14 protein-coding genes are annotated in these 17,327 nt (G+C 72.4%); 8 read left to right on the forward strand and 6 right to left on the reverse strand.

Features of this window, described 5'->3' with window-relative positions:
• Nucleotides 1-280: 280 nt before the first annotated feature.
• From ACH495_RS08365 to mshA, 3 genes are all read right to left on the reverse strand, one after another.
• Nucleotides 281-1,234: a hypothetical protein gene (locus ACH495_RS08365; RefSeq protein ID WP_396857031.1), complete on the reverse strand. Its 954-nt coding sequence runs from the start codon at nucleotides 1,232-1,234 to the stop codon at nucleotides 281-283.
• Between the two features lie 77 nt (nucleotides 1,235-1,311).
• Nucleotides 1,312-1,845, reverse strand: a complete 534-nt coding sequence (locus tag ACH495_RS08370) for a YbjN domain-containing protein (RefSeq protein ID WP_396857032.1) — start codon at nucleotides 1,843-1,845, stop codon at nucleotides 1,312-1,314.
• Nucleotides 1,846-1,890: 45 nt separating this feature from the next.
• Nucleotides 1,891-3,252: a D-inositol-3-phosphate glycosyltransferase gene (gene mshA, locus ACH495_RS08375; RefSeq protein WP_396857033.1), complete on the reverse strand. Its 1,362-nt coding sequence runs from the start codon at nucleotides 3,250-3,252 to the stop codon at nucleotides 1,891-1,893.
• A 171-nt stretch (nucleotides 3,253-3,423) separates the two neighbouring features.
• On the opposite strand from mshA, the gene ACH495_RS08380 reads away from it, so the two are divergent.
• Nucleotides 3,424-4,185: an SDR family NAD(P)-dependent oxidoreductase gene (locus ACH495_RS08380; protein WP_396857034.1), complete on the forward strand. Its 762-nt coding sequence runs from the start codon at nucleotides 3,424-3,426 to the stop codon at nucleotides 4,183-4,185.
• Nucleotides 4,186-4,247: 62 nt separating this feature from the next.
• Nucleotides 4,248-5,027, forward strand: coding sequence for a class I SAM-dependent methyltransferase (locus ACH495_RS08385; RefSeq protein ID WP_396857035.1), 780 nt, complete (start codon nucleotides 4,248-4,250; stop codon nucleotides 5,025-5,027).
• 365 nt (nucleotides 5,028-5,392) lie between these two features.
• Here ACH495_RS08385 and ACH495_RS08390 read toward each other — a convergent pair whose 3' ends face one another.
• The gene (locus ACH495_RS08390) at nucleotides 5,393-6,490 is read right to left on the reverse strand and encodes a UDP-N-acetylmuramate dehydrogenase (RefSeq protein WP_396857036.1); all 1,098 of its coding nucleotides are present in this window, start codon (nucleotides 6,488-6,490) and stop codon (nucleotides 5,393-5,395) included.
• Nucleotides 6,491-6,560: 70 nt separating this feature from the next.
• Here ACH495_RS08390 and ACH495_RS08395 point away from each other — a divergent pair, with 70 nt between their 5' ends.
• The 6 genes from ACH495_RS08395 to ACH495_RS08420 all read left to right on the forward strand — a co-directional run bounded on the left by ACH495_RS08395 (nucleotide 6,561) and on the right by ACH495_RS08420 (nucleotide 13,081).
• Nucleotides 6,561-7,316, forward strand: a complete 756-nt coding sequence (locus ACH495_RS08395; RefSeq protein ID WP_396857037.1) for a maleylpyruvate isomerase family mycothiol-dependent enzyme — start codon at nucleotides 6,561-6,563, stop codon at nucleotides 7,314-7,316.
• A 177-nt stretch (nucleotides 7,317-7,493) separates the two neighbouring features.
• Nucleotides 7,494-8,801 carry an ABC transporter substrate-binding protein gene (locus ACH495_RS08400; RefSeq protein ID WP_396857038.1) on the forward strand — a complete coding sequence of 436 codons (1,308 nt, stop codon included), beginning with the start codon at nucleotides 7,494-7,496 and terminating at the stop codon, nucleotides 8,799-8,801.
• A gap of 69 nt (nucleotides 8,802-8,870) precedes the next feature.
• Nucleotides 8,871-9,860 (forward strand): carbohydrate ABC transporter permease, encoded by a 990-nt coding sequence (locus ACH495_RS08405; protein WP_107160442.1) that lies wholly within the window; start codon nucleotides 8,871-8,873, stop codon nucleotides 9,858-9,860.
• Nucleotides 9,857-10,690 carry a carbohydrate ABC transporter permease gene (locus ACH495_RS08410; protein ID WP_107160444.1) on the forward strand — a complete coding sequence of 278 codons (834 nt, stop codon included), beginning with the start codon at nucleotides 9,857-9,859 and terminating at the stop codon, nucleotides 10,688-10,690. Before ACH495_RS08405 ends, ACH495_RS08410 begins: the two co-directional genes overlap by 4 nt.
• Entirely contained in the window at nucleotides 10,687-12,054 is a 1,368-nt protein-coding gene (locus ACH495_RS08415; protein ID WP_396857039.1) for a GH1 family beta-glucosidase, read from the forward strand. Before ACH495_RS08410 ends, ACH495_RS08415 begins: the two co-directional genes overlap by 4 nt.
• Nucleotides 12,055-12,073: 19 nt before the next feature.
• Entirely contained in the window at nucleotides 12,074-13,081 is a 1,008-nt protein-coding gene (locus tag ACH495_RS08420) for a LacI family DNA-binding transcriptional regulator (protein WP_396857040.1), read from the forward strand.
• Nucleotides 13,082-13,157: 76 nt separating this feature from the next.
• Here ACH495_RS08420 and ACH495_RS08425 read toward each other — a convergent pair whose 3' ends face one another.
• A complete protein-coding gene (locus ACH495_RS08425) occupies nucleotides 13,158-13,523 on the reverse strand; it encodes a hypothetical protein (protein WP_396857041.1) in 366 nt (121 codons plus the stop codon).
• A 1-nt stretch (nucleotide 13,524) separates the two neighbouring features.
• Nucleotides 13,525-17,277: an ALF repeat-containing protein gene (locus ACH495_RS08430; RefSeq protein WP_396857042.1), complete on the reverse strand. Its 3,753-nt coding sequence runs from the start codon at nucleotides 17,275-17,277 to the stop codon at nucleotides 13,525-13,527.
• Nucleotides 17,278-17,327 lie beyond the last annotated feature (50 nt).

Consider the following 17,327-nt stretch of genomic DNA (forward strand, 5'->3'; position numbering starts at 1 on the left):
GTCGCCCGCTCGCGCCGCCGGTTTCCACGGGCGGCACCGTCCCCCAACGGTGTGCTCCACCCGATCTTCGCGTCTCGCCTGCGCGGATCTGATCGATCCGCCGCTCCCCCGAACGAAAACAAGCGGTACGCGGTGCAATAAAGTTAGTTCGCCCGGATTCCGGATTCAACCCGGATCGCTGTCTTACCCGTCACAGCACCCGTGTCGGGAATCCGGCTGTCGCTGCTGCGGTCTCCGGTGTGGCCAACAAGCGGGTTCCCGTCGACCATTCCCGTAAACCTCAGCCATCCTCGCGATTCGGGTTCTCAGTCCGGAAGAAGTTGCTCTGCCGGCCGTCCCGCATCTGCTCCTGGTAGATCAGGTTCAGTCGTCGCGAGTCGAACGTCCGGAACCAGTCGTCCCAGGTGATCTCCCGGATCCGGCTGCTCTCCCGGTAACCCGGCAGGTTGAACGTCAGCACGCCGGGCCGGTCGCCCCGCTCGGTGCCGGCGATGGTGGCCGGCTTCGCGCCCCGGGCCCGGGCCCAGCGCTGGATCACGTCGTGGTTGCGGGTCACCAGGCTGCGCCCCGGACGCTCCGGACGGTCCGCGAGGGACGTGACGAGCTGCGACGACCCGATCGACCGGCTGGACGCCGGCCCCCGCGTCGGCGCGGCCTGCGCCCGCGCGGGTGCCGCCCTGCGCGCCGGAGCCGCCTTCGCGCGCGACGGAGCCGCCTTCGCGCGCGACGGAGCCGCCTTGGCGCGAGCGGGCGCCGCCTTCGCGCGCGAGGGTGCCGCCTTCGCGCGCGAGGCGGTCGCCTTCGCGCGGGCGGGCGCCGCCTTGCGCGTACCCGTCGCCTTGGCCCGGGCGCCGGTGGCCCGGGCGGCCGGCGCGGCCTTGGCCGGAGCGGTGGCCTTCCGGCGGGCCGACGTGGTCTTCCGGGCGGCGGTCCGCTTCGCCGCGGCGGTCTTCTTCGCGGCCGCCGGCCGGCCGGCCGGTCCGGTGCTGCGCCGGGCCGCGCCGCCGCGACCCTCCGCGCGCATGGTGCGCGCGAGCGTCTTCACCAGCTCCGGCTTGCGCAGCGCGGAGGTCCCGGAGACCCCGCGCCGGCGGAGCTGGCCCCGGATGTCGTCGACCTTCATCCGGGAGATCTCGGACTCCGACACCCTCGGGGTGTTCGGCGTCTGGTTACCGGTTTGCCGCTTCGTCCGGGTCGCAGTCGTGCCGCGACCTGAGCTGTTGCGCTGAGCCATGGGACACGCTCCTCGACAGTCCGTCCTCGGCCCGCGGTGGGTCCCAGTGCTCCGCACCGCGCGGTGCGGCATACCCGTCAGGCGGGCTCCGAACCTCCGGCGGCCGGGCCGGCCGGGTTCGACGGCTCGAAGAGGTGGGCGAACGCGGCCAGGTTGGCGGTCGACTCGCCGCGCTTCACCCGCCACTCCCACTCGCGGCGGATGGCGGCCCCGAAGCCGATCTCCAACATGCTGTCGAACGACTCGTCGGCGTAGGTCAGCACGGAGCCGAACAGGCGGTCCAGCTCGTCGGCGTCGAGCCCGGCCAGGTTCACCCGGCCGGTCAGGTAGACGTCGCCGGCCGCGTCGATGGAGAACGAGACGCCGTACATCCGCGCGTTGCGCTGCAACAGCCAGGCCCACAGCTCCTCGCGGCGCTCGTCGGGCTGGCGCATCACGAACGCCTCGATCCGCAACGCGTGCTCGCCGACGATCAGGTTGCAGATCGTCTTGAGCTTGTGCGTGCCCGGCAGGGTCACCGCGTACGACGCCTCGCCGGTGGACTCCCACTCCAGCTCGCGCTCCGCGCAGACGGCCTCGATCAGGGCGGCGACCTCACTCGTACGGCTCATCGCGCCCACTCTACGGTCGACCGGCTCCGCGCCGCCCGGCGGCGGTCACCAGGAACAACTGAGCGCCGGGTCGCCGAGCCGGCCGGCCAGCCGGACCCGGTGCTCGGTGATCGCCTCGCCGTAGACCGCGAGCAGCCCGGAGACGGTCCGGTGCCAGGAGAAGTCACGGGCGTGCCGCTCGGCGCCCCGGGCCAGCATCGCGCGACGCCTCCGCTCGGGCAGCAGGCGGGCCAGGGCCCGGGCCCAGTCGACCGGGTCGTGACCGTCGATGAGCATCCCGCTGACGCCGTCGCGTACGGCGGTGACCAGCCCGCCCACGGCGGCGGCCAGCACCGGCGTGCCGCAGGCCTGCGCCTCCAGCGCGACCAGCCCGAACGACTCGTTGTGCGACGGCACCGCGACCAGGTCGGCGGCGCGGTAGAGCGCGGGCAGGTCGTCGCCGGTGCGCGGCGGGAGGAAACGGACCCGGTCGGCCACGCCGAGCGAGCGGGCCAGCTCGATCAGCGCGGTGGGCCGGTCCAGCCCGCTGCCGCTGGGGCCGCCGCAGATCACCACCGTCAGCTCGCCGGCGAGCGCGGGATCCCGTTCGCGCAGCGCGGCGACGGCGCGGACCAGCACGTCCGGGGCCTTGAGTGGCTGGATGCGGCCGACGAACGCGACCACGTAGCCGTCGACCGGCAGACCGAGGCGACGGCGGGCGGCCCGGGTCGCGGCCTCCCGGTCACCGGCGGCGGGGCGGAAGCGGTCCAGGTCCACGCCGGGCTCCACCACGGCCACCCGGTCGGGGTCGGCGGCGTACCGGTCGAGCAGGTCGCGGGCCTCCACCCGGGTGTTGGCGACCAACCGGTCCGCCTCGGCGACCACCTGTTCCTCGCCGATCACCCGGGCCTTCGGCTCCGGCCGGTCCCCGGCGGCGAGCCGGGCGTTCTTGACCTTCGCCAGGGTGTGCGCGGTGTGCACCAGCGGGACACCCCAGCGCTCCTTGGCCAGCCAGCCGACCTGGCCGGAGAGCCAGTAGTGCGAGTGGATCAGGTCGTAGTGGCCGGGCGGGCGGGCCGCCTCGGCCCGCAGCACGCCGGCGGTGAACGCGCAGAGCTGCCCGGGCAACTCCTCCTTGGTCAGCCCCTCCAGCGGCCCGGCGGTGACGTGCCGGACGGTCACCCCGGGCGCCATCTCGACCACCGGGGGCAGGTCGCCGGCGGTGGCCCGGGTGAAGATCTCCACCTCGACGTCGGCCTCGGCCAGTCGCCGGGCGACCTCCAGGATGTAGACGTTCATGCCGCCCGCGTCACCGGTGCCGGGCTGGTGCAGCGGCGAGGTGTGCACCGAGAGGGTGGCGATGCGGCGCGGCCGGGGCCACGGCAGGGCACCTCGTTGACGACCCACACCGGTGTGCAACTCCGCCACGTCCGCTCCCTCTGTCACGGTTGATGCCGTCCCGCACGACCGGCGCCTCTCGGTCAACCCGTACGCCGGGTGTCATCTTCCCCATCGGGGTTCGGAAATGCCTGCGGCGGGTTCCCGGGCGTGACGGACCTCATCGCGGCACGGACCGCGACGGCGGGAGAGAATGGCCGGATGACAGCAGTCGCCATCGTCACCGGAGCGTCCAGCGGGATCGGCGCGGCCACCGCCCGCCGGCTGGCCGCCGAGGGTTTCCACGTGCTGGCCGCGGCGCGGCGTACCGACCGGCTGGCCGCGCTGGTCGCCGAGATCGAGGCGGCCGGCGGCGCGGCCACCGCGGTGGCGTGCGACGTGACCTCGGACGAGTCCGTCGCCGGCCTGGCCGCCGCCGCGGACGCCGCGCCCGGGCCGGTCACGCTGCTGGTGAACAACGCCGGCGGCGCGCGCGGCCTGGACCCGGTCGAGAGCGCCGACGTCGCCGACTGGCAGTGGATGTACGACGTCAACGTGCTCGGCACGCTGCGGGTCACCAAGGCGCTGCTGCCCGCGCTGGAGCGCTCCGGCACCGGCACCGTGGTGATCGTCAGCTCGACCGCCGGGCACGTCGTCTACGAGGGCGGCGGGGGCTACACGGCGGCCAAGCACGCGCAGACCGCGATCGCCGGCACGTTGCGCCTGGAGCTGTGCGGCCGGCCGGTGCGGGTGATCGAGATCGACCCGGGCATGGTGCGGACCGAGGAGTTCGGCCTGGTGCGGTTCGGCGGTGACGCGGACCGCGCCGAGGCGGTCTACGCCGGCGTGGCCGAGCCGCTGGTCGCCGACGACGTGGCCGACTGCGTCGCCTGGTGCGCCACCCGCCCGCACCACGTCAACGTCGACCGGCTGGTGGTCCGCCCGCTGGCCCAGGCCGCGCAGCACAAGGTGCACCGGGTCTAGCGTGAAGCGCGAGGAGTGAGCCGGGTCTGCGAGCCCCGCAGTCGCGAACCGGGGAGGCGCTGATGAAGCCCTTGGGCGTCGTCACCCGGGGCACCACGAACCCGAACCGGCTCCGGCGGGTGGACAACTGGATCGTCGAGACCTGCGGCGACGCGCTCCGCGCCGCCGCCGACCCGCTGGTGGTGGACCTCGGCTACGGCGCCACCCCGGTCACCCCGGTCGAACTGCGGGCCCGGCTCGCGACCGGCGTCCGCGCGGACGTGCGGGTGGTCGGGCTGGAGATCGATCCGGTACGCGTCGCCGCCGCCCAACCGGCCGCCGACCCGCCCGGGCTGACGTTCGCCCGGGGCGGCTTCGAGCTGGCCGGGCTGCGTCCCGCCCTGGTGCGGGCGTGCAACGTGCTGCGACAGTACGACGAGAGCGAGGTCGCCGACGCCTGGCGCACGATCACCGGGCGGCTCGCGCCGGGCGGGCTGCTGGTCGAGGGGACCTGCGACGAGCTGGGGCGGCTCGGCGCGTGGGTGCTGCTGGACGCCACCGGGCCGCGCACGCTCACGCTGGCCGCGAAGCTGACCGCGCTGGAGAGCCCGGCGACGCTGGCCGAGCGGCTGCCGAAGGCGCTGATCCATCGCAACGTGCCCGGTGAGCGCGTGCACGAGCTGTTCGGCGCGCTGGCGCACGCCTGGCGCTCCACCGCCGGATACGCCCCGTTCGGCCCCCGCCAGCGCTGGCTGCGCTCGGTGGCCGCGCTGAAGGAGGCGGGCTGGCCCGTCCAGGACCGTCCGAGCGCCTGGCGCCACGGCTACCTGACCCTCCCCTGGCCCGCCATAGCCCCCACCTGACCCCGCCCCACCCGGCCTCGCCTTGCCGATCATGGAGTTATGGCGCCCCAAGATCTAGCTTCTGAGGCTTCGCGAGGTGCTACACCTCCATGATCGCTGCCGTCCCGACCCCGGCGCAGAGATCTTGGTATCGAATGGCCCCCATGAGGGCCTTTTCCTTCCAAGATCTCTGCGTTTCCCACATTTTGGAAGATCGATCTCAACTCGGGGTCGGCGTTAGATCGTGGCGAGGTTCGTCAGCGCCGTGGCGAGGTTCGTCAGCGCCCTCGTGCACGGAGCCGGGCAGGGTCGGCACGGAGCGGAGCACGGGCGGCACGAAGCGGCGGCGGGGTATCAGACACGAAGGTGGGCCGGGGCGAAAAGGGTCAGATGGTGCAGTTGACCAGGACGGGCTCGGGGTGGAGGGGGACGCCGAAGCGGGCGTGCACGCCGTCGCGGATCTCCCGGGCCAGTGCCACCAGCGCGGCGGTGCTGGCGGCGCCGGAACGGTTGGTGAGCGCCAGCGTGTGCTTGGTGGAGATGGCGACGCCCCCCGGGCCGGCGTACCCCTTGCCGAAGCCGGCCTGCTCGATCAGCCAGGCCGCGCTGACCTTCACCACGTCACCGGCGCCCGGCCAGGCCGGCGGCTCGCCCACGCCCAGGTCGGCGGCGCGCGCCCGGAGCAGCTCGTACGCCTCGCGGTCGAGCACCGGGTTGGTGAAGAACGAGCCGACCGACCAGGTGTCCGGGTCGGTCGCGTCGAGCACCATGCCCTTGCCGGCCCGCAGCCGGCGTACGGCGGCCCGGGCATCGGCCAGGGGCGCCCGGTCCCCCACCTCGACGCCGAGCGCGCGGGCCAGTTCCGGGTAGCGGATCGGGCCGGAGAGCGGTGCGCGGGTGAGCCGGAAGTCGACCGAGAGCACCACCCAGCGGTCGCTGTACTTGAAGATGCTGCCCCGGTAGGCGAAGCCGCAGTCGGCCGCCGGGATCCGGACCACCTCGCGGCCCGTGCGGTCGTACGCCTCGACCGCGACGATCGTGTCGGCGACCTCTTGGCCGTACGCGCCGACGTTCTGGATCGGCGTCGCGCCGGTCGAGCCGGGGATGCCGGAGAGGCACTCCAGCCCGGCCCAGCCGCGCTCGACGGTGGCGGCGACGAGGTCGTCCCACGGCTCGCCGGCGGCCACGCGTACCGTGACGGTGTCGCCGTGCTCGGCGACGACCGCGAGGCCCCGGGAGCGGACGAGCACGACGGTGCCGGGGAAGCCCTGGTCGCCGATCACCACGTTGCTGCCGCCGGCCAGCACCAGCACTGCCTGCTCGCGGGCCTCCGCCTCCCGCACCTTCCGCACGATCGCGGCGGCGTCGCCGGCGATCTCCAGCCGACCGGCCGGGCCGCCGAGGCGCAGCGTGGTGTAGCGCGCCAGGGTGGCCGGATCGGTCGGTCCGGCGGCGGTCGTCGGTTCGGCGTAGACGTCTGGCACGCCTTTCACCCTAGGCTGAGGGGTAGCCGTGGCACCCACTGGTGGCCCGGTCACCCCCGGGAGGATGGCGATGAGCAGACTGCACCACACGAAGGACTTCTGGATCGGCGCGTTGCGGACGGAGGGCCCCGCGTTCGCCACGGCGGTGGCGGAGGCGCCTCCCGAGACACCCGTGCTGTCCTGTCCCGGCTGGACGGTCACCGATCTCGCCCATCACCTGACCCGCACCTACCTCTGGGTGGGCACCGTGCTGACCGCCGGTGGCACCGGCCGTCCGGAGCGGCGGGATGCGGAGCCGCCGGCCGGTCTCACCCCGTCCCGGTGGTACGCCCAGGAGTACGAGCGGCTGACCGCGCTGCTGGAGGGGCTGGACCCGGAGACGCCGGCGTGGAACTTCGCGCCCCAGCCGAAGAAGGCCGGTTTCTGGCCGCGCCGGGTGGCGCACGAGACGGCGGTGCACCGCTGGGACGCCCAGCTCGCCATCGGTGCGGGTGACCCGATCGAGGCCAAGCTCGCGGCCGACGGGGTGAGCGAGGTGCTGGACACCTGGTTGCCGGCGGGCCGGCGGGTCCGGTCCGGCCAGTGGCACGGGGTGGTCCAGTTGACCGCGACCGACGCCGCGCAGGAGTGGTACCTGCGGTTGCGGGGCGAGGGGGTCGCGTTGCTGGACACCGCGACGATCCTCGACCACGACGACCACCGGGCCCGGGCACAGGTGACCGGCACGGCCAGTGATCTGCTGCTGGCGCTGATGGGCCGGGTCAGCTTCGACACGCTGGGCGTGGCCGGTGACCGCAGCCTGCTGGAGGGGCTGCGGGTGGGCTGACACAGCACCCGATATCGGCGGAGAGGGGCGGTGACCGCCCCTCTCCGCTTTTTTCGGACGCTCTGAGAGCGCTCTCTTGACAGGACCGAGGGCATCGACCACGCTCTCGTGAGAGCGCTCTCTGAGTACCGGAACCGCCCTCCACCACCCGTTACGACCCCGAGAGGTCAGGACAGCATGCTCACCTTCACGCGCCGTCGACTGGCGGCGGTGGCCCTCGTCGCCGCCACCGCACTGCTCGGCACCACCGGCTGCGGCGGCGGCGACGAGCCCGCCGCCGACGGGCCGGTCACGCTCACCGTCGACGTCTTCGGCCAGTTCGGCTACGCGGACCTCTACCAGGAGTACATGGCCAGCCACCCCGACGTGAAGATCGTCGAGCGGGGCACCGGCAGCAACCTCGACGAGTACTCGCCGAAGCTCACCCAGTGGCTCGCCGCCGGCAAGGGCGCCGGCGACGTGGTCGCCATCGAGGAGGGGCTGCTGGTCGAGTACAAGGCGAACCCGCAGAACTTCGTGAACCTGCTCGACCACGGCGCGGCCGACCTGAAGGGCAACTTCCTCGACTGGAAGTGGAACCAGGGGCTCACCGCCGACGGCAAGCAGCTCATCGGCCTCGGCACCGACGTCGGCGGCATGGCCATGTGCTACCGCAAGGACCTGTTCGCCAAGGCCGGCCTGCCCACCGACCGGGAGGCCGTGTCGAAGCTGTGGCCCACCTGGCAGGACTACGTCAAGGTCGGCGAGCAGTTCACCGCGAAGAAGACCGGCGCCGCGTTCCTCGACGCCGCGACCAACACGTTCAACACCATCCTGCTCCAGACCGCCGGCAACACCACCGGCTACAGCTACTACGACACCAGCAACAACCTGGTCGTGGGCACCAACCCGGCGGTACGGCAGGCGTACGACATCACCATGGACATCGTCGACTCCGGCCTCTCCGGCAAGTACGGCTCCTGGTCGGAGGAGTGGGTCTCCGCGTTCAAGCAGTCGAAGTTCGCCACCATCGCCTGCCCGGCGTGGATGACCGGCGTGATCGAGGGCAACGCCGGCCCGGCCGCGAAGGGCAAGTGGGACATCGCCCAGGTGCCCGGCAACGGCGGCAACTGGGGCGGTTCCTTCCTCGCCGTGCCGAAGCAGAGCAAGCACCAGGCCGAGGCCATCGAGCTGGCCAAGTTCCTGACCAGCGCCAAGGGCCAGATCGGCGCGTTCAAGCTCAAGGGCCCGCTGCCCTCGTCCCCGCAGGCGCTGGCCGACCCGGCGATCGTCGACTCGAAGAACGCCTACTTCTCCGAGGCCCCGGTCGGCAAGATCTTCGCCGAGGGCGCCAAGAACCTGAAGCCGGTCTACATGGGCCCGAAGAACCAGGCCGTCCGCACCGAGGTGGAGAACGCCGTACGCACCGTGGAGCTGGGCAAGCGCTCCCCGCAGCAGGGCTGGACCGACGCCGTCGCCAACGCCGAGAAGGCCGCCGCCAAGTAACCCGAGCAGCGCGTGCGGGCGGTCCCGGCGACGGGTGCCGCCCGCACGGCGGGAAGGAATTCTCAGGTCATGGCAGTCCAGCTCGACGCCCGCCCGCCGGTCGCACCGGCCCCCCGGCACAGCCGTCCCGTCCGGGGCGCCCGGCTCAGCCGGTTCGACACCAAATACTCGCCGTACCTCTACATCGCCCCGTTCTTCCTGCTCTTCGGCGTCTTCGGGGCGTACCCGCTGGCGTACACGTTCTGGGTCTCGCTGCACGACTGGGACCTGCTCGGCGCCGAGCACCCGTTCATCGGCCTCGACAACTACAGCCAGCTCCTCGCCGACCCGGACTTCTGGCACTCCGTGGTCAACACGCTGGGCATCTTCGTGATCTCCACGGTCCCGCAGCTCCTCGCCGCGCTCTGGCTGGCCAACCTGCTCAACCGCCAGCTCCGCGCCCGCACCACGTGGCGGATGGCGGTGCTGGTCCCGAACGTCACCTCGACCGCCGCGGTGGCGATCGTGTTCGCGGTGCTGTTCGGCCGCGAGTTCGGCATGATCAACTGGCTGCTCGACCACGTCGGCGTGAGCGCGATCGACTGGAAGGCGAACAGGTTCGCCGCCTGGGTCGCCATCTCCACCATGGTCGACTGGCGGTGGACCGGCTACAACGCCCTGATCTTCCTGGCCGCCATGCAGGCCATCCCCCGCGACCTGTACGAGTCGGCGTCGATCGACGGCGCGGGCCGGGCCCGGCAGTTCTGGTCCATCACGGTGCCGCTGCTCAAGCCCACCATCATCTTCGCGGTGATCATCTCCACCATCGGCGGCCTCCAGCTCTTCACCGAGCCGCGGATGTTCAACTCCGGCACCAACGCGATCCGCGGCGGGCCACTGCGCGAGTCGCAGACGGTGACCATGTACATGTTCGAGAACGCGTTCGCGCCGCACTACAACTTCGGTTACGGCTCCGCCATCGCCTGGCTGCTCTTCGCGCTGATCGCGGTGGTCGCGGCGATCAACGTCCTGCTCCTGCGCCGGCTCGGCGGCGGCTCCCGCAAGGAGGTCTCCCGATGACCCGCGTCTGGTCGGCCAGCCGCCTCACCTACCTGGCCCTGGGGCTGTCGGCCCTGCTGTCGATCTTCCCGATCTACTGGATGTTCGTGGTGGCCAGCCGCACCAGCGACGCGATGGGCCAGGTCCCACCGCCGCTGACGCCCGGCGGCAACCTCGGCGCCAACATCGCCCGGCTCTTCGACAACACCGACGCGTACTTCCTCACCGGCCTGATCAACTCGACGATCGTGGCCGTCACGGTGACCGTCTCGGTGGTCTTCTTCGCCACGCTGGCCGGGTTCGCGTTCGCCAAGCTGCGCTTCCGCGGGCGCAACGCGCTGCTGCTGGTCATCGTCGCCACCATGATGGTGCCCACCCAGCTCGGCGTGATCCCGCTCTACCTGCTGATGACGAAGCTGAACTGGAACGACCGGCTGCCCGCCGTGATCGTGCCGGCGCTGGTCACCGGCTTCGGCGTGTTCATGATGCGGCAGTACGCCGGCCAGGCGGTCAGCACCGAGCTGATCGAGGCGGCCCGGATGGACGGCTGCAACACCGCCCGGATCTACTGGAACGTGGTGCTGCCCGCGCTGCGCCCGGCCGCCGCCGTGCTCGGCCTGCTCACGTTCATGACCACCTGGAACGACTTCCTGTGGCCGTACGCGGTGCTCAACGACCCGGAGAACCCCACCGTGCAACTGTCGCTGCGGGCCCTCTCCGACGGTTACTACCAGGACATGTCGCAGGTGTTCACCGGCACGGCCATCGCCACGCTGCCGCTGCTGCTGGTCTTCGTCCTGTTCGGCCGCCAGATCATCGGCGGGATCATGGAAGGTGCGGTCAAGGCATGACGAACGTCCGATTCCCCGAGGGATTCGTCTGGGGGGCGGCCACCGCCGCGTACCAGATCGAGGGCGCCGCCCGTGAGGACGGCCGCGGCCCGTCGATCTGGGACACCTTCAGTCGTACGCCGGGCGCCGTGCACCAGGGCCACACCGGCGACGTGGCCTGCGACCACTACCACCGGTACGCCGAGGACGTCGCGCTGATGGCCGAGCTGGGGCTGCGCGCGTACCGGTTCTCGGTGGCCTGGTCCCGGATCCGGCCGGACGGCACCGGCCCGGTCGAGCCGCGCGGGCTCGACTTCTACGACCGGCTGACCGACACGCTGCTGGCGCGGGGCATCGACCCGATCGTCACGCTCTACCACTGGGACCTGCCGCAGCCGCTGGAGGACCGGGGCGGCTGGACCGTCCGGGAGACCGCCGAGCACTTCGCCGACTACGCGGTCGCCGTGCACCGCCGCCTCGGTGACCGGGTCCGCACCTGGACCACGCTGAACGAGCCGTGGTGCTCGGCGTACCTCGGCTACGGCAACGGGGTGCACGCGCCGGGCCGGCAGGACGCCGGGGACGCGTTCCGGGCCGTACACCATCTGCTGCTCGGCCACGGCCTGGCCGCACGGGCGCTGCGCGCGGCCGGCGCGGAGACGCTCGGGATCACGCTCAACCTGGCCGACGTGCAGCCGGTCGACGCCGGCAGCGCCGCGGACGCCGAGGCGGTACGGCTGGTCGACGGCCTGCACAACCGGATCTTCCTGGACCCGCTGACCGGCGCCGGCTACCCGGCGGACGTGCTGGCGCACGTCAACCGGATGGTGGCGACGGACTTCGTCCGGGACGGCGACGAGAAGATCATCGCCGCGCCGCTGGACCTGCTCGGCCTGAACTACTACGCGCCCACCTACGTCGCCGGGCGGGCGGACGGCGCGGGCGGCAGCGCGTACCCGGGCACCGAGGGCTCGGTGGAGTTCCAGCCGGCGACCGGGACGCTCACCGACATGGGCTGGGCGATCGAGCCGGCCGGGCTCACCCGGCTGCTGGAACGGGTGGCCACCGACCACCCCGGGCTGCCGCTGATGATCACCGAGAACGGCGGCGCGTTCCCGGACCTCACCCGGGACGAGACGGGCCGGGTGGCCGACGCCGACCGGACCGCCTACCTCGACGGACACCTGCGCGCCGCGCACGAGGCCATCGCCCGCGGGGTCGACCTGCGCGGCTATCTCGTATGGTCGTTGCTGGACAACTTCGAATGGGCCGAGGGATACCGGAAGCGGTTCGGGATCGTCCACGTCGACTACCTGACCCAGCGGCGCACACCCAAGCAGAGCGCCCGCTGGTACCAGGAGGTGATCGCCCGGAACGGGCTGTGACGAGGTGGTGGTAACGGGGATGACGACGGCACAACGGCCGACCCTGGAGGCGGTGGCCCGACGGGCCGGCGTCTCCCGGGCCACGGTCTCCCGGGTGGTCAACGGCTCGACCACGGTCGCCGAGTCGATCCAGCAGGCGGTCCGCCGGGCGGTCGAGGAACTCGGGTACGTCCCGAACCTCGCCGCCCGCAGCCTGGTCACCCAGCGCACCGACTCGGTCGCGCTGGTCATGCCCGAGGCGGCCACCCGGGTCTTCTCCGACGACCAGGTCTTCCCCGGCATCATCCGCGGCGCCGCGCAGGAACTGGAGGCGGCCGACAAGCAACTCGTGCTGATGCTGGCCGGCTCGCCGGCCGGGCACGAACGGGTCGAGCGGTACACCACCGGGCGGCACGTCGACGGCGTGCTCTTCGCCTCGCTGCACGGCGAGGACCCGCTGCCCGGCCGGCTCGCCCGGCTCGGCATCCCGGTGGTGTGCAGCGGCCGGCCGCTCGGCGGCGCCGACGTGCCATACGTCGACGTGGACCACACCGGCGGCGTCACCCGGGCGGTCGAGCACCTGATCGCGACCGGCCGACGGCGGATCGCCACCATCGCCGGCCCGCAGGACATGGTCGCCGGCATCGAGCGGCTGATCGGCTACCGGGCCGCGCTCACCGCCGCCGGGCTGCCGGAACTGGTCGCGTACGGCGACTTCACCCGGGAGTCCGGCACCGCCGCGATGCGCGAACTGCTCGCCGCCGACCCGGCGCTGGACGCGGTGTTCGCCGCCTCCGACCTGATGGCGCACGCCGCCCTGCGTACGCTGCGCGAGGCCGGCCGGCGGGTGCCCGACGAGGTCGCGGTGATCGGGTTCGACGACATCGAGACCGCCGCGTACACCGAACCGCCGCTGACCACCGTGCGGCAACCGATAGTGGAGCTGGGCCGCGCGATGACCCGGCAACTGCTGCGCATCGCCGCCGGCGAGCACGTCGAGCAGGCCCTGATGCTCCCGACGGAGCTGGTGGTGCGCGAGTCCGCCTGAACGAACCTCGGCCAGGACCAGGTGTGCCCGCCGTCCAAGGGACGGCGGGCACACCTGTCACGACGGGACGAGTGGGCTACAGCTCGTCTTCGAAGTCGGCCGACACGACCACCTCACCACGGAGTTCCCGTAGGTCGGCGACCACCTTCCGCACGGCGGCGAGCATGGCGGCGTCGTCGACCCCCTCATCCCGGAAGACCTCGACCGTGACCGGCCAGGTCAGGAACGAGGGCGTACCGGCGATCAGATCCGGCCCCGCATCCCGGGGCATCGACTTGTTCTTCCTGACCGCGGCCCAGACCCCGTCCGTCACTCGCAACGACTGGTCGACCCGCTGGTAGTTCTGCGAACCCAGCAGCCGCTCCACGGTTTCCTCGGCAGAGCCGAGGCCATCGACGAAGAGACGGCACTCGTCGTATTCCTCGGTCTGGTCGCTCGCCACGTCAGCCTCCCACCGCATACCAGGGTCCGACATCGAACGGGCCACCGATGCGGATCACCGAGATGTCGACCTCGACGCCCAGCGACTTCTCAAGCTGCCTGCCGGTGCCGCTCAGGCCGATCTCGCCTCGCTGGATCTTACCGACTCTGATGCCGTGCTGAAGCGTCGCCCATCGGTTGCCTCCCGGTTTCAGGGTGGCGAGACGGGCCTGAGCGATGCGATCGAACTCGGCGTCCGACACCCGGATCGCGAAGTCGAAGTCGGAGTTCGCCCTGGGGGTGCCCCCGACCCGACTGCCGTGCAGCATCAGTTCGCCGTTGTATCCCTTGTCCCGCACCGCCTGACGCAGTAGCCCCATCGAATCGTCGAACGTCGCCTGGGTGGTGCCGGGCGGAAGGATCAATCCGTTGCCGCTCGGCGGGCGATTCATCGCCGCCGTGATACGAGCCAGCGCGGCTTCATCCGCCTCGGCCTGGGCGCTGATCCGTTCGAGCATGCCGGCGGCCCGGATACCCGCCGCGGTGCCGGCGGTTCCATACAGGCCCAGCAGCGCCGCCTCGCCGTACAGCGCGCCGAACTCCGGGCTGTTCGCGATGAGGAAGAGCCCGCACGGCTCCAGCACCGCGCACAGCAGGCCCAGTTCGAGCCCGACGAACGCGAACATCACCATGACGGCGGCGTCGATGAGCGGCTGGGCCAGTTCGAGCTGGCGGTTGTAGATGAACTCCGGGTTCAGCACGTCGTAGAGGCAGTTCTTGTGCGCCTCCGTGCCTTGCCGGTACATGTGTCCGCAGGTCTCGCCGAACACCAGCATCCGCTTGACGGTGTCGGTGGCCGTAGCACTGCCGATGGCCACACATTCCTTGCGGAGCTTCTCGTACAGCGGCAGGGTGCCCGGATACTTCTGCATGCACTTGGCAGCCTCGCTGCCGATCCGTTGCGCCTCCTCGTCCGCGATCTTCTGCTTGACCACGGCGAGCGCCTCGTTCGCAGCGACCGCGGCCAGTGCCGCATCCTTCTTCGCGGCCATCGAGGAGTCGAACGCCCGCTTGTACGAGGCGAACGCTTCCGCGGCGTACTTCCGCGCGCGCGCGGCGGAAGCCTGCGCCCACACAGCGGACTTGCTCGCCTCGTCGGCCGAGGCGGTCGCCCTGGCCGCCGCGTCCCTGGCGGTCGCTGCCGACGCCGCCGCCTGCTGGGCCGAGCGCTCGGCGTCGTTGGCGGAGTTCAGTGCCTGCTGAGCGAATCCCTGGGCATCGATCGCCGACTGCTTGGCCTGTTGGGCATAGGTGTTGGCGAGCGCCGCGTCGCCGCGAGCCTTCGCCGCGACCGCCTGTGCCTCCTGCGCACTCGCCAGGGCACTCGTCGCCGCCCGGGAGGCCTCCGCGAGCAGGCCCGACACCACCGCGTTGTGTGTCGCGCTGTCGTAGTCGTGCTGGGCGGCCGTGTAGCGGCCGGACCGGAGGAACTCGTTGAGGAGTGCCGGAGGACCGTCGAGCGCGGCCTGCGCAGCGCCCGCCAGTTCCGACCCGGGGGCCGCAGCGCTCAGGATCTGGTTCGCCTTGACCCGCGCGTCCATCGACTCGGCCTGGTATTGACCGGTGGCCAGGAAAGCAGCCAACACCGGGCCCGTGCCGGCGTCCAGCGCGTCCTGGGCCTTCTGCACGACGACCGTGTTGCCGGCTTCCCGGGCCTCGGCCTGAACGTTGTTGACGGCCAGTCGGTCGTCCTGCACCCTCCCCGGATAGTCCCGGGTGCGCAGGAACTCCGCGACCTGCGCGTCCGACCCCGCGAGGGCGGCCTGGGCCGCGGCGCTCATCGCATCGGAGCCGCCGACCGCCAGATCGGTCAGCGTCTTGCGATCGTCCTGGGCGGCTGCCTGCGGCAGGCCGGTACGCACGTACTCCAGCACCATCTCGTCGCTGCCACCGAGCGCCTCGAGCGCGGCGGTCCTCGTCCACTGCCCGTCGGACCGGGCCAGGGCGAGAGCGACCTTGCGCGCGTCGGTCACCGCGAGCGCGGGGTCCGTACCGGGAGCGGTCGCCTCGGCCAGGAGGCGGTTCGTCTCCGCCGAACGTTGAGCGGCCTGCTCCCGCTCGAGACTGACCCTCGACTGCTGCGCGGTCACCTTTGCCGCTGCTGCCAGGGCCGCCTGCTCGGCCTGTTGGGCAGCGGTGGCGATGCGCTCCCTCTCGGCCGTACGCGCGGCGTCGTAGACCGTCTTCGCCTCGTTGGCCGCGTTGATGGCGGCCTGGGCCGCAGCGGTGGCCGCGTTGGCGTGCGCGGTCGCGCGCTGCGCGGCGTAGGCCGCCTCGCCCGCATGCGCCGCGGCCTCGTCCGCGGCCTGAGCCGCCGCGTTGGCGTCGGCCACCGCCTTGTTGGCCGCGTCCCGTGCCTTGTAGGCCGCCGTCGCCGCGGCGTCCGCGAAGGCACTCGCCGCACCGGCCGCCCGGTTCGCGCGGTCGGCGTTCGCCCGTGCGGCAGCGGCCGCGGCGATCGCCTCCGCCGCGTTCGCACCGGACTGCTGGGCATAGACGCCCGCCTGCTCGGCAGCCTGCGCGGCAGCAGTGGCCTGCTGGCCGGCCGAGGTGGCCGCCTTGGCGGCGAGTCCCGCCTCCTTGGCGGCGTTTCCCGCCGCCGCGGCTGCGTCCGCTGCCTTCTTCGCACCGACCGCGATGTCTCGTGCCGCCTGGGCAGCGACCCGGGCATCGCTGGCCTTGTTGGCATCCACTGCGGCATCGGCCGCCGCCCGATACGCCTTTGATGCCGCCTGACCTGCTCGGGAGGCGGCGGAGGCGGCGCGGGAGGCGGCGCTCGCCGCGACTCGGGCCGCGGCGCTGGCGGCGTTCGCCGCACCGACCGCCTCGCGGGCGGCGTCGGCGGCGTTGTCGGCCGCGACTGCCGCCTGCTTGGCCGCCGCCGCGGCGGCCTGGGCGTTGCCCTGGGCGCTCGCGGTGGCTTCCTTCGCTCGTTCGGCGGCGGCGCGCGCGGCGGCGGCCTCCGCCGCTGCCTTCTCGGCGTTCTCCTTGGCGGCCTGCGTCTCCCGGGCCGACGTCTGGCTCGCCTCGGTCGCGGCGCTCGCCAGGTCGGCGATAGTCGCCGTCTCCTGGTCCCGGGCGGACGCCACCTCCCACTCTTCGTCGATGAACCGGGTGAACGCCTCCGGTGTCCCGGCGTCGAGGGCTCGCTGGGCGACGACCTTCACCTCGGGCCCGCCGCCGGCCTTGATCTGGTTTACCTTGATCCGCAGGTCGGTCTGCCAGGGCGTGCGCCAGCCGGCATCGATGAAGTCCTGGTAGGCGTCGTCGTCGTTGCTGTCGAGCGCCTTCTGCGCCGCCACCTTGAGCTGAGCGCCCCCGGCGGCCATCATCTGGTTGATGCGGACCCGCTGGTCGGTGCGCCACGGGTTACGCCAGCCCGAGTCCAGGAACCACTCCCGGTAGCTGCTCTCGGGCGAGTCGAGCGCCGTCTGAGCCGCGCTTCTGATCGCCGGGCCGCCGTTCGCCATCATCTGGTTGACGGCGATCCGCTCATCGACCTGGCGTCGCTGCTCCCAGTTGGTGGTCAGGAAGGCCCGGACGTCGGTCTCCGACCCCAGCAACGCCTTCTCCGCGGCGGCCCGCACCTCGGCACCACCGAGACGCCAGGCCTGCGCCACCAGCGCGCGATCGGCGGGGACAGGCGCTTCCTCGGCGCGTGCCGGCACCGCGCCGACCAGCGCCAGAACGACCGACAGCGCGGTGGTGGCCGCCACCGTCATACGACCGGCTGGTCGTATCCTCCATCTGCTCACTTTTCCCCCGT

The sequence above is a fragment of the Micromonospora sp. NPDC018662 genome (genome assembly GCF_044391475.1).
Classification (GTDB): Bacteria; Actinomycetota; Actinomycetes; order Mycobacteriales; family Micromonosporaceae; genus Micromonospora.

Excerpts from the sequence above, each read along its gene's own strand:
- ACH495_RS08365 (WP_396857031.1), bottom strand. The coding sequence starts at position 1,234 with ATGGCTCAGCGCAACAGCTCAGGTCGCGGCACGACTGCGACCCGGACG.
- ACH495_RS08370 (WP_396857032.1), bottom strand. The coding sequence starts at position 1,845 with ATGAGCCGTACGAGTGAGGTCGCCGCCCTGATCGAGGCCGTCTGCGCG.
- ACH495_RS08380 (WP_396857034.1), top strand. The coding sequence starts at position 3,424 with ATGACAGCAGTCGCCATCGTCACCGGAGCGTCCAGCGGGATCGGCGCG.
- ACH495_RS08385 (WP_396857035.1), top strand. The coding sequence starts at position 4,248 with ATGAAGCCCTTGGGCGTCGTCACCCGGGGCACCACGAACCCGAACCGG.
- ACH495_RS08395 (WP_396857037.1), top strand. The coding sequence starts at position 6,561 with ATGAGCAGACTGCACCACACGAAGGACTTCTGGATCGGCGCGTTGCGG.
- ACH495_RS08400 (WP_396857038.1), top strand. The coding sequence starts at position 7,494 with ATGCTCACCTTCACGCGCCGTCGACTGGCGGCGGTGGCCCTCGTCGCC.
- ACH495_RS08405 (WP_107160442.1), top strand. The coding sequence starts at position 8,871 with ATGGCAGTCCAGCTCGACGCCCGCCCGCCGGTCGCACCGGCCCCCCGG.
- ACH495_RS08410 (WP_107160444.1), top strand. The coding sequence starts at position 9,857 with ATGACCCGCGTCTGGTCGGCCAGCCGCCTCACCTACCTGGCCCTGGGG.
- ACH495_RS08415 (WP_396857039.1), top strand. The coding sequence starts at position 10,687 with ATGACGAACGTCCGATTCCCCGAGGGATTCGTCTGGGGGGCGGCCACC.
- ACH495_RS08420 (WP_396857040.1), top strand. The coding sequence starts at position 12,074 with ATGACGACGGCACAACGGCCGACCCTGGAGGCGGTGGCCCGACGGGCC.